Origin of the sequence: Dyella halodurans, from assembly GCF_026283925.1 — a bacterium.
Lineage (GTDB): Bacteria > Pseudomonadota > Gammaproteobacteria > Xanthomonadales > Rhodanobacteraceae > Dyella > Dyella halodurans.
On sequence record NZ_JAPDPF010000013.1, the window covers coordinates 1 to 14422 of the forward strand.

The 14422-nt window shown below is 64.5% G+C and carries 12 protein-coding genes and 4 tRNA genes; 2 read left to right on the plus strand and 14 right to left on the minus strand.

Going from position 1 to position 14422, the window contains the following annotated elements; genetic code table 11:
* The 6 genes from OUZ49_RS19470 to OUZ49_RS19495 all read right to left on the minus strand — a co-directional run.
* Positions 1 to 571, minus strand: a 571-nt coding sequence (locus OUZ49_RS19470) for a GTP-binding protein (RefSeq protein WP_266152277.1), incomplete at its 3' end; no start/stop codon positions are given.
* Positions 572 to 636: 65 nt separating this feature from the next.
* Positions 637 to 712, minus strand: a tRNA-Thr gene (locus OUZ49_RS19475).
* A 29-nt stretch (positions 713 to 741) separates the two neighbouring features.
* Positions 742 to 815, minus strand: a tRNA-Gly gene (locus tag OUZ49_RS19480).
* Positions 816 to 845: 30 nt separating this feature from the next.
* Positions 846 to 931, minus strand: a tRNA-Tyr gene (locus tag OUZ49_RS19485).
* A gap of 242 nt (positions 932 to 1173) precedes the next feature.
* Positions 1174 to 1662: an acyl-CoA thioesterase gene (locus OUZ49_RS19490; RefSeq protein WP_266152278.1), complete on the minus strand. Its 489-nt coding sequence runs from the start codon at positions 1660 to 1662 to the stop codon at positions 1174 to 1176.
* A gap of 83 nt (positions 1663 to 1745) precedes the next feature.
* A complete protein-coding gene (locus OUZ49_RS19495; protein ID WP_266152279.1) occupies positions 1746 to 2243 on the minus strand; it encodes a GNAT family N-acetyltransferase in 498 nt (165 codons plus the stop codon).
* Positions 2244 to 2475: 232 nt separating this feature from the next.
* Between OUZ49_RS19495 and OUZ49_RS19500 the strand changes: the two genes are divergently transcribed.
* Positions 2476 to 5433 carry a TonB-dependent receptor plug domain-containing protein gene (locus OUZ49_RS19500; RefSeq protein WP_266152280.1) on the plus strand — a complete coding sequence of 986 codons (2958 nt, stop codon included), beginning with the start codon at positions 2476 to 2478 and terminating at the stop codon, positions 5431 to 5433.
* A gap of 85 nt (positions 5434 to 5518) precedes the next feature.
* Here the strand turns inward: OUZ49_RS19500 and ychF are convergent, their stop codons facing one another.
* The 8 genes from ychF to OUZ49_RS19540 all read right to left on the minus strand — a co-directional run bounded on the left by ychF (position 5519) and on the right by OUZ49_RS19540 (position 12958).
* Positions 5519 to 6610 (minus strand): redox-regulated ATPase YchF, encoded by a 1092-nt coding sequence (gene ychF / locus OUZ49_RS19505; protein ID WP_266152281.1) that lies wholly within the window; start codon positions 6608 to 6610, stop codon positions 5519 to 5521.
* Positions 6611 to 6681: 71 nt separating this feature from the next.
* On the minus strand, positions 6682 to 7302 hold the full coding sequence (gene pth / locus OUZ49_RS19510) for an aminoacyl-tRNA hydrolase (protein WP_266152282.1): 621 nt from the start codon (positions 7300 to 7302) through the stop codon (positions 6682 to 6684).
* A gap of 57 nt (positions 7303 to 7359) precedes the next feature.
* Complete coding sequence (locus OUZ49_RS19515) at positions 7360 to 8013, minus strand: 50S ribosomal protein L25/general stress protein Ctc (protein WP_266152283.1); 654 nt, start codon at positions 8011 to 8013, stop codon at positions 7360 to 7362.
* A gap of 111 nt (positions 8014 to 8124) precedes the next feature.
* Entirely contained in the window at positions 8125 to 9063 is a 939-nt protein-coding gene (locus OUZ49_RS19520) for a ribose-phosphate diphosphokinase (RefSeq protein WP_266152349.1), read from the minus strand.
* A 52-nt stretch (positions 9064 to 9115) separates the two neighbouring features.
* Positions 9116 to 9192 (minus strand) — tRNA-Gln (locus tag OUZ49_RS19525).
* A gap of 19 nt (positions 9193 to 9211) precedes the next feature.
* Positions 9212 to 10606: a 4-(cytidine 5'-diphospho)-2-C-methyl-D-erythritol kinase gene (gene ispE / locus OUZ49_RS19530; RefSeq protein WP_266152284.1), complete on the minus strand. Its 1395-nt coding sequence runs from the start codon at positions 10604 to 10606 to the stop codon at positions 9212 to 9214.
* A 37-nt stretch (positions 10607 to 10643) separates the two neighbouring features.
* Entirely contained in the window at positions 10644 to 11276 is a 633-nt protein-coding gene (gene lolB, locus OUZ49_RS19535) for a lipoprotein insertase outer membrane protein LolB (RefSeq protein WP_266152285.1), read from the minus strand.
* On the minus strand, positions 11273 to 12958 hold the full coding sequence (locus OUZ49_RS19540; protein ID WP_266152350.1) for a tetratricopeptide repeat protein: 1686 nt from the start codon (positions 12956 to 12958) through the stop codon (positions 11273 to 11275). Before OUZ49_RS19540 ends, lolB begins: the two co-directional genes overlap by 4 nt.
* A 162-nt stretch (positions 12959 to 13120) precedes the next feature.
* Between OUZ49_RS19540 and hemA the strand changes: the two genes are divergently transcribed.
* On the plus strand, positions 13121 to 14392 hold the full coding sequence (gene hemA, locus OUZ49_RS19545; protein ID WP_266152286.1) for a glutamyl-tRNA reductase: 1272 nt from the start codon (positions 13121 to 13123) through the stop codon (positions 14390 to 14392).
* Positions 14393 to 14422: the final 30 nt, after the last annotated feature.

The window sequence follows — 14422 nt, forward strand, 5'->3', positions numbered from 1 at the left end:
TCGCCGGCACGCCGATTTCGCTCTGATCACCTTCCAGCGCCTTCAGCGCCGAACCGTGGATGATCGGGGTGTCGTCGCCCGGGAAGTCGTACTTCGACAGCAGCTCGCGCACTTCCATCTCGACCAGTTCGAGCAGCTCGGCGTCGTCCACCATGTCGGCCTTGTTCAGGAACACGACGATGTACGGCACGCCCACCTGGCGCGACAGCAGGATGTGTTCGCGGGTCTGCGGCATCGGGCCGTCAGCGGCCGAGCACACCAGGATCGCGCCGTCCATCTGCGCGGCACCCGTGATCATGTTCTTCACGTAGTCGGCATGGCCCGGGCAATCCACGTGCGCGTAGTGACGCGCCGGCGATTCGTATTCCACGTGCGCGGTCGAGATCGTGATACCACGAGCCTTCTCTTCCGGCGCCGCGTCGATCGCGTCGTATGCCTTGAACTCGCCACCGAAACGCTCGGCGCCAACCTTCGTCAGCGCGGCCGTCAGCGTCGTCTTGCCGTGGTCCACGTGACCAATCGTGCCGACGTTGACGTGCGGCTTGGTGCGTTCGAATTTACCCTTTGCCATACGCCTAAAACCCCGATGGAGTCAAATGATGAAAACCGGAATGATACCCGCGGACCGCGGTGAGATGGTGCTCATGACTGGAATCGAACCAGCGACCTCTTCCTTACCAAGGAAGTGCTCTACCGACTGAGCTACATGAGCACGAAACAAAACACCTAAGACGACTTCAATGGAGCGGGAGACGGGGATCGAACCCGCACCATCAGCTTGGAAGGCTGAGGTTCTACCATTGAACTACTCCCGCCTGGTGAAACAGCCTTACGCGGAAATCGTCTGGTGGAGGGAGGTGGATTCGAACCACCGAAGGCGTAAGCCAGCAGATTTACAGTCTGCCCCCGTTGGCCGCTTGGGTATCCCTCCAACAAAGAACGGCTATTGTGTGGATCGGCCCCTTACCTGTCAACACCTGCCGCGGGATTTTTAGCGTTTTTCCGCGATTATTTTGCGGGCATCGCAACCTTGCCCCGTGCGCGGCCCAACCAGACCGTCATTCCAGCGCAAGCCGCAATCCAGCGTCGTTCATGCCCTCCAAAGGCACCGGATCCCAGCTTGCCCAACCCTCCGGTTGTTGAGAGCCGCTGGGATGACGAGCAAGAACGCCCCTAGATGCTCTGGGCTGCATGGGTATCGACCAGCTGCTCCATCTCCTTGGACAGCTCCATCAGCTTCATCGCCTGCTGCTGCAGGCGCTGCTCGTTCTGGTCGCGCGGCAGCCAGCTGGGTACGGGCGTGGGCTTGCCTTCCGGGGCGTCCAGCGCCACGAACACCATCACGCAGCTGGTGGCGAGGTGGTGCTCATCCTTGCGCAGGTCGCGCGCCAGCACGTCCACCGCCAGGTGCATGCTCGAACGCCCGGTATGGATCAAGCGGGCCCGCACGGTGACCAGGTCGCCAATCAGGATCGGCGCCACGAACTGGATGCCACTGACCGAGGCCGTGACGCAATAAGCCCCACTCCAGGCCACCGCGCAAGCGTAGCCGGCCTGATCGATCCACTTCATCACCATGCCGCCATGCACCTTGCCACCGAAATTCACGTCGGTCGGCTGGGCCAGGAAACGGAAACTGACTTCGTGCTGCTTTCCAGGCATGGGTTGCTTACTCCAATGGACACTGATCGATCGCTCTCAATTATGCCCCCGTGACGGAATGACGCGATAGGGAACCCCGGCACCTAACCCCGATGCCGGGCATGCCGCACGCTACCGACCCGATAAATCATCGGCACACTGACGATCTTGCTGGCCGGTAACTTGGCCGCAGCATTCGGCTCGAAGCCCAGGCGCAGATAAACCGGCACGGCCGCGATGGCGGCATTCAAGGTGAAGAAGCGCGTACCCGCTCGCCGGATGCTGTCACGCATGAGGCGATGCCAAAGCTTTCTGGCGATGCCCCGCCCCTGATAGCGCGTGCCCACGAAAAGCTGAAAAACGTGGCTGTCATCGCGAATGGCCGCTACGCCGGCCAGCACGTCATCGACGAAGGCCAGATGAAAACGCTGGCCGGCATCGATCTTCTGCCGGATCGATTTGGCGCTCATGCCTGCAAGCAGCAGCGTGGCGACGTCGTCAGCCTGGCCAGGAAGAATCCAGCGCCGCGTGACGCGTCGAGCCAAGACACCGATGGCGCGAGCGTCATCCGCGCGAGCGAGACGAAGATGCAAGTTCGTCATGGCTGCGAATTCTCGGCAATCCCCATTGCTCACCCGCCGTCCGTCACTCAAGGCTCATTGAAGATACATACCCGAAAACAGGGCGTTTCCTGCGCAAGTGTGACTGCGCAACGGAGTGAAGTGAATTCGGCTGATGCGCCTTTCAGGCTTGCCTGACATCGCGGCGAAGAGTTCATGCGTACTGTCTAGCCCCTCTTAACCAGAACGTAACCAGAGAGAGAGAGAGGGGCCTATGAAATTCGGGGAAAACAAGTTGTGCGCGTCGGTGCGTCTGGCACTTTCGTTGGGCGTGCTCACAGCAAGCACCTGCGGCACCGCCGCTTTCGCCCAGGATGCGCAGACCGGTCAAGCCAAGAGCAAGACACTCGAGACCGTCACGGTCACGGGCTCGCTGATCCGCCGCGTCGATGTCGAGACGGCCAGCCCGGTCGTCACCATCGATCGCGCCCAGATCCAGGCCACCGGCAAGCAGACCCTGGGCGATCTGGTACAGCAGCTGCCGGCGATGACCGGCGGCAACGTCAACCCGCAGACCAACAACAGTGGCGGCAAGGGCGATTCGAGCATCAACCTGCGCGGCCTGGGCTCAAATCGCACCTTGATCCTGGTCAATGGCCAGCGCCTGCTGAGCAAGGATCCGAACGCCATTCCGGCGGACGCGATCGAGCGCATCGAAGTGCTGCCGACCGGCGCCTCGGCAACGTACGGTTCGGACGCGATCGGCGGCGTGGTCAACTTCATCCTGCGCAAGAACTACCAGGGCGCCACGTTCACCGCCAACGTCGGTCAGTCCGATCGCAATGATGGCGAGCAGAGCGGCTACACCTTCACTTTCGGACAGACGTCCGACAAGGGAAGCGTCATGGCCGGCCTGAACTACAACAAGCAGGACGGTGTTGAGTCGGCCAACCGCGCCTTCTCGAAGAACGCGCTGACGCTTACCGGCAGTCAGGTGATCATCGGCGGCTCGTCAAACACGCCCGTAGGTCGTATCCAGCTTCCCGGCACCGTCGCGGACCCATCCAAGGGCACCGCCGCCTCGGGTCTTGCTGGCCAGTTCGGTTGCCCGTACGTGTCGCTGAGCCCCGGTGGCAACAGCCAGGCGGTCAACCCGACGAACTACCACTGCTATACCTCTGCTGACAAATACAACTACGCCTCGGTCAACTTGATCATGACCCCGCAGGAGCGGACGGGCGGCTTCATCTTTGCCGACTATCGCCTGACCGACCACGTCACCGCTTACGTCGATGCGATCTACCAGAAGACCTCGTCCAACTTCCAGCTCGCGCCCGCCGTCTATGGCACGGGCACCGGGGCCGATATCAGTCAATACAACGCGTTTAACCCGTTCAACGTGGGTTTTGCCGTTCCCACCAAGGCCCATCCAGAGTACCGGACGCTGGGCTCGCGCCTGGTCTCCAATGGCAATCGCATGGCCATGAACGGTCGTACTGACGCCCAGATCAATACCGGCTTCAAGGGTGATTTCACCGTCTTCGACAAGAACTGGAACTGGGACGCCGGCTACAACTACGGCCACCAGAGCATCGTCACCACCACCGCTGGACTGGTTGACCAGACGCAGCTTTTCACCGGAGCCTCGACCATTGGTGCGGACGGCCTCGCCACCGCGTCACCCGGCCTCAGCTGCCCCAGCGTCGTCGCCTGCCAATTCAACCCCTTCGATGTCAATTCGACGAACTCTGTGGCGGCGATCCGTGCGGCCAGCGTCACCGCGCCCTCGAATGAGTACTCGATCGAAAAAACCTGGCATGCCGGCATCAGCGGCGAACTGTTCAACCTCCCGGCCGGTGTCGTGCAGTTGGCGCTCGGCACTGAATATCGCACGGAGTACAAGAGGTCGATCCCCGCGCCGCAACTCCTGCTCGATCCCGCCACGGGCAACTGCGTGCTGGGCAGCCAATGCCTCAGCGCCGTACAAGGTGGTTACAACACCAAGGAGGTCTATGCCGAGACGCTGATCCCGGTGCTCTCGGGCCTTCCGGGCGTGCAGTCGCTGAACCTGACGATCGGCAGCCGCTACTCACGCATCCAGAGCTTCGGCAGCACCAACAACTTCAAGTTCGCACTCGAATACAAGCCGTTCGAGGACCTGCTGCTGCGCGGTACGATGCAGGACGTGTTCCGCGCCCCGTCGCTGGGCGAGCTCTACGACTCCGGCTCCGACGCACCGATGATCCACACCGATCCGTGCACCGGTTTCACCGGCGCACCGGCAGGCTCACCGCTGGCGCTGGCTTGCCAGAACGTCCCCACCAATGGCTCGTTCGTGAACAGCTTCGTGAAATCGCAGACCCAGGCGGGCACGGTCACCCAGGGCTCCCGCGTGGCGGGCTTCCAGGTCAAGCCGGAGCATGGCAAGTCGTATGATTTCGGCATGGTCTACAGCCCGTCGTACGTGCCCGGCCTGTCGACCACCGTCGACTTCTGGCGTGTGACCCTGAACGACACCATCACCAGCGTTGGCCTGCAGAGCCTGCTCAACCTGTGCGCGGCCGGCTCCACCATCTACTGCCAGTACATTCATCGTGATGCCACAGGCCAGATTTCCCCGGCCACGGTCGAGCCCACTGGTAACCTGGGCAGCATCAGCACCAGCGGCATCGACTGGTCGGCGAACTACAAACTGCCGCAGTTCTCTTTCGGCCAGTTCAACGTGGGCGTCAATGCCACCTATCTGAGGTACTACACGCAACAGACGTCCCCAGGCGTGGCGGGAAACATCACCTACGAGAACGCCGGCCGCTTCCTGCCCTACGGCTCGGCACAATCGGCAGCATGCCCGGATAACGCCGGCATCTGCCTGTTCCCACGCTGGCGTGGACAGGGTTTCGTGAACTGGCAGGCGGGGGGCTGGAATGCCCAGTGGCGCATGCGTTACACGGGCCGCTTCTCCAACGGCGGCGCCGCGGGTTCGATCTACGACACCTATCCGGACGGCGAATCGGGCACGATCCTCAAGTACGGCTCGACGATCTACAACGATGTTTCGCTCGGCTACAACATCCAGCCGATCAACACGCGCCTGGACTTTGGCGTGAACAACCTGTTCGACAAGCAGCCGCCCATGCTCTACGCCAACAACACGCTCAACGCCAATAGCGACCCGAGCGACTTTGATTTCATGGGCCGCTACTTCTGGGCCCGCGTCACGGTCAAGTTCTAACCCATAGGCACTGACGTCAAACTAAAAGGGCCGCGTGATTGATTCACGCGGCCCTCTTTTTTTTCTGATGGCTGGCGATGCTGCGTCAGACGTTGAACAGGAAGTGCAACACGTCGCCGTCCTTGACGACGTAGTCCTTGCCTTCCTTGCGCAGGCGGCCGGCAGCAGCGGCGCCGGCTTCGCCCTTGTACTGGATGAAGTCGTCGTAGGAGACGGTTTCGGAGCGGATGAAGCCGCGCTCGAAGTCGGTATGGATCACGCCGGCAGCCTGCGGCGCGGTGAAGCCGCGCTTGATGGTCCAGGCGCGCACTTCCTTCACGCCGGCGGTGAAGTAGGTCTGCAGGTTGAGCAGCTTGTAGCCGGCGCGGATCACGCGATTGAGGCCCGGCTCGTCGAGGCCGAGGTCCTTGAGGAATTCGTCGCGGTCGGCGTCGTCGAGCTGGGCCATCTCTTCTTCGATGGCCGCACACACCGGTACCACTTCGGCGCCTTCGGTGATCGCGCGTTCGCGCACCGCATCGAGATGGTGGTTGTTCTCGAAGCCGTCTTCGCGCACGTTGGCGATATACATCAGCGGCTTGAGCGTGAGCAGGAACAGGTCGCGCACCAGCGCCTTTTCTTCCTCGTCCAGGCCCAGGCTGCGCGCCGACTTGCCTTCGTTGAGGCCGGCGGCGAGCTTCTGCAGCACCGGCTTCTTCGCCTGTGCTTCCTTGTCGTTGGCCTTGGCGGCGCGCTCGGCGCGGTTCAGGGCCTTCTCGACGGAGTCCAGGTCGGCCAGCGCCAGCTCGGTATCGATGGTTTCGATATCGGCGATCGGGTCGACCTTGCCGGCCACGTGCACGATGTCACCGTGTTCGAAGCAGCGCACGACGTGGGCGATTGCGTCCACTTCACGGATATGCGCGAGGAACTTGTTGCCGAGGCCCTCGCCCTTCGACGCACCCGCCACCAGGCCGGCGATGTCGACGAATTCGACCGCGGTCGGCACCACCTTCTGCGGATTGACGATGTCCGACAGCGCCTGCAGGCGCGGATCGGGCACGGGCACCACGCCCACGTTCGGCTCGATCGTGCAGAACGGGAAGTTGGCCGCAGCGATACCCGCCTTGGTCAGCGCGTTGAACAGGGTGGACTTGCCGACGTTAGGAAGGCCGACGATGCCGCATTTGATGCCCATGGGGACTCCGGGAAACTGAAAGCTGGGGAAAGGTGGTTAGTCGCGTGGCGGACGGATTCAGGCAGCGGTGTTCAGACCGGCGTCTTGTTGCCGTTGCCACGATCGCCATTCACCCCTCCCGGGGTATGTAGGTGTTGCATGGCCTTGTCGAACTGGCCGTCGACCGCAAGCGGCAGCACATCGAGCGCGCGCGCGATGCCATTGACGATGGCGTCCTCGTCCTTCACGGACGGGCGTCCAAGCACCCAAGGCGTTACCTTGTCTTTGTGGCCGGGATGGCCAATGCCAACCCGCAGGCGATGGAATTTCGCGTGACCGAGATGCGCCACGATGTCGCGCAGGCCGTTCTGGCCGCCATGGCCGCCATCGAACTTCAGGCGCACGGTGCCGGGATCGAGGTCGAGCTCGTCATGAGCGACCAGGCACTCTTCCGGCTCGATCTTGTAGTAGCGCAACGCCGAAACCACGGCGATGCCGCTCTTGTTCATGAACGTGGAGGGCTTGAGCAGCCATACCGGCGTGCCGCCGATGCGGACCTTGCAGGTCTCGCCATGCAGCTTGCCGTCGAAACCGAAGCGCTCGCCCTGCCCTGACGCCAGGGCGTCAACAAACCAGAACCCGGCGTTGTGCCGGGTTCGGAGATATTCGGCACCGGGGTTACCCAGTCCGACGATAAGGCGCAGTCCCGCCATGGAAGGCAGCAAGCTCGCGTGCGGTCCGCTCCCAGGACGGGTGCGGACCGCTGCGACTTACTTCTTCGGCGCCGGGGTGGCCGGGGCAGCCGGAGCGGCCTCGCCCTCGGCCGGAGCGGCCTCGACTTCTTCCTTCACCGTGTTGGCGGTGACGACGGCGATGTCGTGGTCGGCGCCCAGGTGCAGTGCAACGATCTCCACGCCCTTCGGCAGCTTGAGCTCCGACAGGTGGATGATGTCGCCCGGCTTGACGTCGGCCAGGTCGAGTTCGATGAACTCCGGCAGGTCCTTCGGCAGGCAGGAGATTTCCACTTCGGTCAGGTTGTGCGAGATCACCACGCCCGAGGTCTTGGCGGCGGCCGACTTTTCCTGGTTCAGGAAGTGCAGCGGCACGCTGATGCGGATGGCGGCGTTCTCGTCGACGCGCAGGAAGTCCATGTGCAGCATCTGCAGCTTGAACGGATGCTTCTGCCAGTCACGCACCAGCACCTTCTGCACCTTGCCGTCGACGTTCAGGTCGAGCACGGAGGAGAAGAACCACTCGTGCTTGGCGGCGAGCAGGATGGTGTTGTGCTCGATCTGGATGCTCTCCGGAGCCGAACCGGCACCGTAGACAACAGCAGGCACGAAGCCGGAGTGACGCAGGCGGCGGCTCGCACCTTTCCCCTCGTCCTTGCGGCTTACTGCCTTGATTTCATGAGTCGTGGCCATTTCAGTATTGCCTTCAGTTTGAAGAAGCCGCCTCGCGGCAGCCCAGGTGACTCCCCCGCGACCAGAGGAGTCATAAAACGGTGACGGGCGAGGACGCCCGCCACCAGAAACTCAATCGACGTACAGCGAACTCACCGACTCGCCAAAGGCGATGCGGCGGATCGTTTCCGCCAGCAGCTCGGCGACCGAGAGCTGGCGGATCTTGGCGCAGGCCTGCACTTCCGGGCGCAGCGGCAAGGTATTGGTGACCACCAGCTGGTCGAGCTGGGAGCCTTCGATATTGCTGATGGCCGCACCCGACAGCACCGGATGCACGCAGTACGCCACCACCTTGCGGGCGCCGCGCTCCTTCAGGGCTGCAGCTGCCGCACAGAGCGTACCGGCGGTGTCGACGATGTCGTCCACCAGCACGCAGGTCTTGCCGTCGACGTCGCCGATGATGTTCATCACCGTCGCCACGTTCGCCTTCGGGCGGCGCTTGTCGATGATGGCCAGGTCGGCATCATCGAGGCGCTTGGCCATCGCGCGGGCACGCACCACGCCACCCACGTCCGGACTGACCACGATCAGGTCGTCCATGCTGTGGTTGCGCCAGATGTCGGCCAGCAGCACCGGCGAGGCATACACGTTGTCCACCGGGATGTCGAAGAAGCCCTGGATCTGGTCGGCGTGCAGGTCCACCGTCAGCACGCGATCGACACCGGCGGTGCCGATCATGCGCGCCGCCAGCTTCGCCGTGATCGGCACGCGCGCCGAGCGCGGGCGACGATCCTGGCGGGCGTAGCCGAAGTACGGCATCACCGCGGTGACGCTGGCCGCCGAGGCGCGCTTGAGCGCGTCCACCAGCACCAGCAGCTCGAACAGGTTCTCGGCACTCGGCGCGCCCGTGGGCTGCAGCACGAACACTTCCTGGCGGCGGACGTTCTCTTCGATCTCCACCTGGGTCTCGCCGTCGCTGAAGCGACCGACCAGCGCCTTGCCCAGGGGCACGCCAAGACGCTGGGCGACATCCTCAGCGAGCGCACGGTGCGCATTGCCGGTGAAGAGCATCGGGCCGGACGTATCGACTGTCATTTATTTGAACCTGAGCCATTGTGTGGAATGGCTGGGGCGGCAGGATTCGAACCTGCGCATGCGGGAATCAAAATCCCGTGCCTTAACCAGCTTGGCGACGCCCCAGTATCACTGGATGTTTCTGTTACTTGCCTGCCCTGCCGACACCACGATGGCGCGCCAGGGTCACATGCAGCGTGGACGTATTCACCCCCATGGCCACATGGGCCGTAAAGCGGGGAGGACAACGTTGCGCTACGGCTTCGGCACGCTCCGGGGACTCCGTCTCCAGGAACACGCACGCACCGCTGCCGGAAAGCCTTGCCCGACCAAATCCACCGAGCCAGTCCAGCGCCGCCGCCACGCGCGGATGACGCGCGCGGACTACGGGGGTGAACGTGTTCTCGACAGTTTCGCCCGAAGCAAAGGATGAAATTGTCGCTGGCGGCGCATTTCGTGTCAATTCAGGCGCTTGAAAAAGTGCTGCGGTGGGCACGTGTTCATGCGGCTCAAGCACCACATACCAGGCCCTCGGCAGGGTCAGCGGCGTCAGTTTTTCGCCGACGCCCTCGGCCCAGGCTGAACGACCGCGCACGAAGACGGGCACGTCCGCACCCAGCTGGCGGCCAAGGTCGGCCAGTTCGTCCTCGCCCAGCCCGGCACCCCACAGCCAGTTCAAGGCCACCAGGACGGTTGCTGCATCGGAGCTGCCGCCGCCCAGGCCGCCGCCCATGGGGATGCGCTTGACCAGCTCGATGTCCGCGCCCGCGCCGGCAGGCGCATGCGGCTGCAGTAAGCGGGCGGCGCGCACCACCAGGTCGGTGTCGGCGGGGACCTCGGGCACATCGGTGAGCCGGTGAACCTCGCCGTCGTGGCGCACGCGCAGGGAGATTTCGTCGCCCCAGTCGAGTAGCTGAAAAACCGTCTGCAACTCGTGATAGCCGTCGGCTCGCCGGCCGGTGATACGCAGGAACAGGTTCAGCTTGGCCGGAGCCGGCCACACCGACCACTCACCCGGCGACAGCGGTGCCAAGGGCCGGCTCATGAACACGCGCAAGTCATCGGGAAAGCCGTTTTCGCGATCGCGTTCACGGGCAAAAGCGAAGCGCAGATCGTCCTTGTCGACCGCGGTGAAACCATGTTTGGCGTAGAACGGCGCATTCCACGCCACATCCACCAGAGTGCCGAGATCGACCCTGTGATAGCCAGCCGCTCGCGCCCAGCCGCAGGCGTGCTCCAACAAGGCGGCGCCAATGCCGCGCCGGCCGTGCGACGGCAACACATCCATCTCGGCAATGCCAATCGCATCGCCACCCTCTTCCGCATCCAGCCACACGAAGCCGACCGGCTCGCCTGAGCCGATCACCGCGACCCAGACCAGGCCGCGGGCAATTGCCTCGCGCAACACCTCGGGCGGCACCGATACGCGCCGGTACGACGGCCAGGCCCGATGGCCACGGAACAACTCCACCGCGGCGCGCTCGATGGCGCAAAGGGCATCAACCTGGTCGGGGCGGGCGCGCTCGATATGGAAGGTCATAGGCAGGGCTTTTGGGGTTTATCCCCTGGGGCGAGTGCTATTGAATGCTCCAGGATTCCACCGACAGCCTGACCTTGTACGGTGGGTTTTCGGCAAACACCTTGGTCGGCACGGCGGGTTTGCGCGTGATGTCCCAGCCGGGATAGCTGACGTTCCAGCCATCCTGGGTCAGCTGCGACAGCAAGCCGTCGTCGCCGAATTTCAGCTCGGCCGGACCACTGTCGGCGCGCAGGCCAAGCACCCAGGCACGCAGGTCACGCAGCGGCACATGCCAGCCCAACACGTTCTGCACCAGGGACTCGGCGTCCGGACTGCGCCGGGGGCCGCCTTCCACCCCTTCCAGCAGCGCACCATCGGGCGTCACGCTGAGGCGGAAGCTCTTGCTGCCCACCGGGCCGTGCACCTCGAACTGGTAGTCGTCACCGTTCTGGGTCCAGGTCAGGGTGCCGCTGCCCCCCTGGCTTTTGCCATCGACCACGCCGGACACGCCGAGCTTGCCCCGCAGGACCCAGTGATCGGTGTTGGCCAGCAGGTGCTCGCGGGCCCGCTGCTGATCGAGCAGGACCGAGTAGTCGACCTTGGGCTGCACGGGACGGACCTGCTCCCGATGGGCGCAGGCAGCGAGCAGCAGCGGCAACGCCACCGCAAGTAGACGGACAGGAAGCTTCATGGATTGAGGCGCTTGAGAGTGTTGTGGAGGTTGGCGCTTTGCGGGTCGATCTTACGCACTTCGTCGAACACGCGTCGCGCGTCCTCCTGGCGCCCCTGCTTCCATAGCACCTCGCCAAGGTGCACGCCGACATCGGCGTCCTTGTTGGCCATCCAGGCGCTGCGCAGGGTGGTTTCGGCCTGGTCCAGATGGCCCAGCCGGTATTGCAGCCAGCCCCAGGAGTCCTGGATGGCGGGATCGTTTGGCCGCGCCGCGCGAGCCGTTTCAATCAACCGTTGCGCCTCGGACAGGTCGCGATTGGCATCGGCCAGGGTGTAGCCGAGCGCGTTGATGGCGTCGGTATCGTCTGGCTTGATCTCCAGCAGGCGCCGGAAATCCGTGACCGCCTGGTCGACCTGACCCTCCTCGGCATAGGCCAGGCCCCGTCCGTACAGCAACGACGGATCATCCGGCATCACCTGCAGGGCCCGACTGAAGGCATGCTCGGCCTGCGCGTACTCCTGCTCGTCCATGTACAACTCGGCATCCGCCTCGTAGGCGCGGCGCAGCAGTGCCGGCTGATCGAGATAGTCGGTCTGCATCTGTGCCAGCTGCTCATGGGCCTCGGCGCTGCGACCGGTGGCCTGCAGCAGCACGGCGCTGCGCAGGTCCGCGTCGAAGGCGTGCTCGTCGTCGTCGGGCACCTGGCCGTACCACTTCAGCGCCTCCTCCTTGTGGTCCAGCATTTCGGCGAGCTGGCCCAGCAGATAGGCACTGCTTTGCTGCGTCTCTTTCGGCGATCGCTGCAACTGGCTGTACAGGCGGGTCAGCGTCTTGGTGTCGTTGCTGCGGGCGGCCAGTGCCGCGCGCAAGGCGTAGGTGTCTGCGTCCTGCGGGCCGCTGTCCAGCAGCCGGGCGGCGCCCGCGTCGTCGCCGCTCTGCCCCAGCAGGGTCGCGTAGGCCAGGCGCAGCCGGGTGCTCTTCGGATCCTTGGCCAGCGCCTTGTCGAACAGCACCTTGGCGCCCGCCTTGTCGCCGCTGCGGAACTTCATCTGGGCAGCCCAGGCGTAGGTTTCCGCGGTACCGAAGCGCTTCATGGCCGCATCGGCGATCTGCTGCGCATAGGCGTGGCGCTCCAGCTTGTCGCCGAGTTCGCTCATCGCCAGCCAGGCCTGTGGATCGGGCGGCAGTCGTTGCGGCGTGGCCACCGCCTCCAGCAATTGCGCGGCCTGGGCGGCATCGCGGCTGCCCAGCAGGACCCGGCCGAACTGGCGCCAGGCATCCGGGTCGCCCGTGTTGACCAGCAGCTCAAGCTGCCGCTGGGCCTCGTCCGTATTGCCTTGAGACAGCGCCAGCTCGGCCCGCGCCTGGGCCAGCGGCGCAGGCTTGGCACCCAGGGTCTTCCAGCGCGCGATGGCGGTTTCCGCGGCAGGCACGTCACGCACGGCGATGGCCAGGGCCGCCGCCTGCTCCGCCACGCGCGGATCGCTGGAAAGCATCATGGCCCGGCCGTAGGCGGCCGAAGCCCCCTTGAGATCGGTATGGGTCAGCGCCATCTCGCCAGCCATCAGCTGGGCCACGAGATCGTGGTCCGCGTCAGACGTCCCCACCACCAGGTGATTCAGCGGCTGGGCGGCGGACGCCGGGGCGCCGGCATGCTTGCCAGGCGCCACGGCGCAGGCAGCCAGCGTCAGCACCACCATCCCGCTCGCCGCAAAATGCCGCAGTTGCTTGAACTTGGACCACCTGCTCAGCACACTATTCTCCGCTCATCCGTCTGTTACGGCCGCTGTTACTCTAGAACGGCCGGTGCTAACCCCTAGTTTACGCCGCCGGATGCTTCCCGCCTCGAATCGCCCTCAACCATGACGCTGATCGCCCTCGGGCTCAATCACCTCACCGCGCCGGTCACCCTGCGCGAACAAGTGGCATTCGACGCGGAGGCCACGGCCGCCGCGCTGCAGGCGCTCGCCCGCGAACCCGGCGTGGAAGAGGCGATGATCCTCTCCACCTGCAACCGTACCGAACTCTACGTGAGCGTCACGGCAGGAGCTGAAGGCGTTCCCCAGGCATGGCTCAGCCGGCACCATCAGCTGACTGCGAACAAGTTGGATGAGTTCCTGTATCGACACGATGAAGATGCCGCGGTCCGCCACATGTTCCGGGTCGCCACCGGCCTGGACTCGATGGTGCTGGGCGAGCCGCAGATCCTGGGCCAGGTGAAGGACGCGTATCAGCAGGCGCGCGATGCCCAGGCCCTGCGCGCGCCGATGGAGCGCCTGCTGCAGCACACGTTCGCGGTCGCCAAGCGCGTACGCACGGACACGCGCATTGGCGCGCATACCGTCTCGGTCGCCTTCACCGCGGTGCGCCTGGCCGAACAGGTGTTCGCCGACCTGCGCAACGCCTGCGTGCTGCTGATTGGCGCGGGCGACACCATCGAGCTGGCCGCGCGCCATCTGGTGGACAAACGCGTGCGCAAACTGATCGTGGCCAACCGCACGCTGGAGAACGCCCAGGAACTGGCCAGCCGCCATGGCGGCTATGCCATCTCGCTGCAGGACCTCCCGCAACATCTTGCTGATGCCGACATCGTCATCAGCTCCACCGCCGCGCGCCAACCGGTGGTGACGCATGCGATGGTAGAGAAGGCGATCGCCACGCGCCGGCGCAAGCCGATGTTCATGGTGGACATCGCCGTGCCGCGCGACATCGAACCGTCGGTGGGGGAGCTGGGCGATGTCTTCCTGTACGGCATCGACGATCTGCGCCAGGTCATCGACGACAATATCCGCTCGCGCGAAGCCGCTGCCCGCGAGGCCGACGCCATCATCGACCTCCAGGTCGAGCGCTATATGGCCTGGCGCCGGGCACTTACGGTGCGTAACCCGGCGGTGGACATGCGCCAGCATGCCGAAATCTACCGCGACGAAGTGCTGGAAAAGGCGCGTGCCATGCTGGCGCGCGGCAAGTCTCCCGACGAGGCGCTCGCGTTCCTCGCCAACACACTGACCAACAAGCTGCTGCACCATCCCAGCGCCCGCCTGCGCGATGCCGCGTTGAGTGGCGACATGGAACTGCTGCACGCGGCGGGCCGCCTCTACGGCCTCACCGAACCCGGGGAGCGGGACGAGTAGCGAGGGCGCATCCCTCCCTTTCGCTCGTTT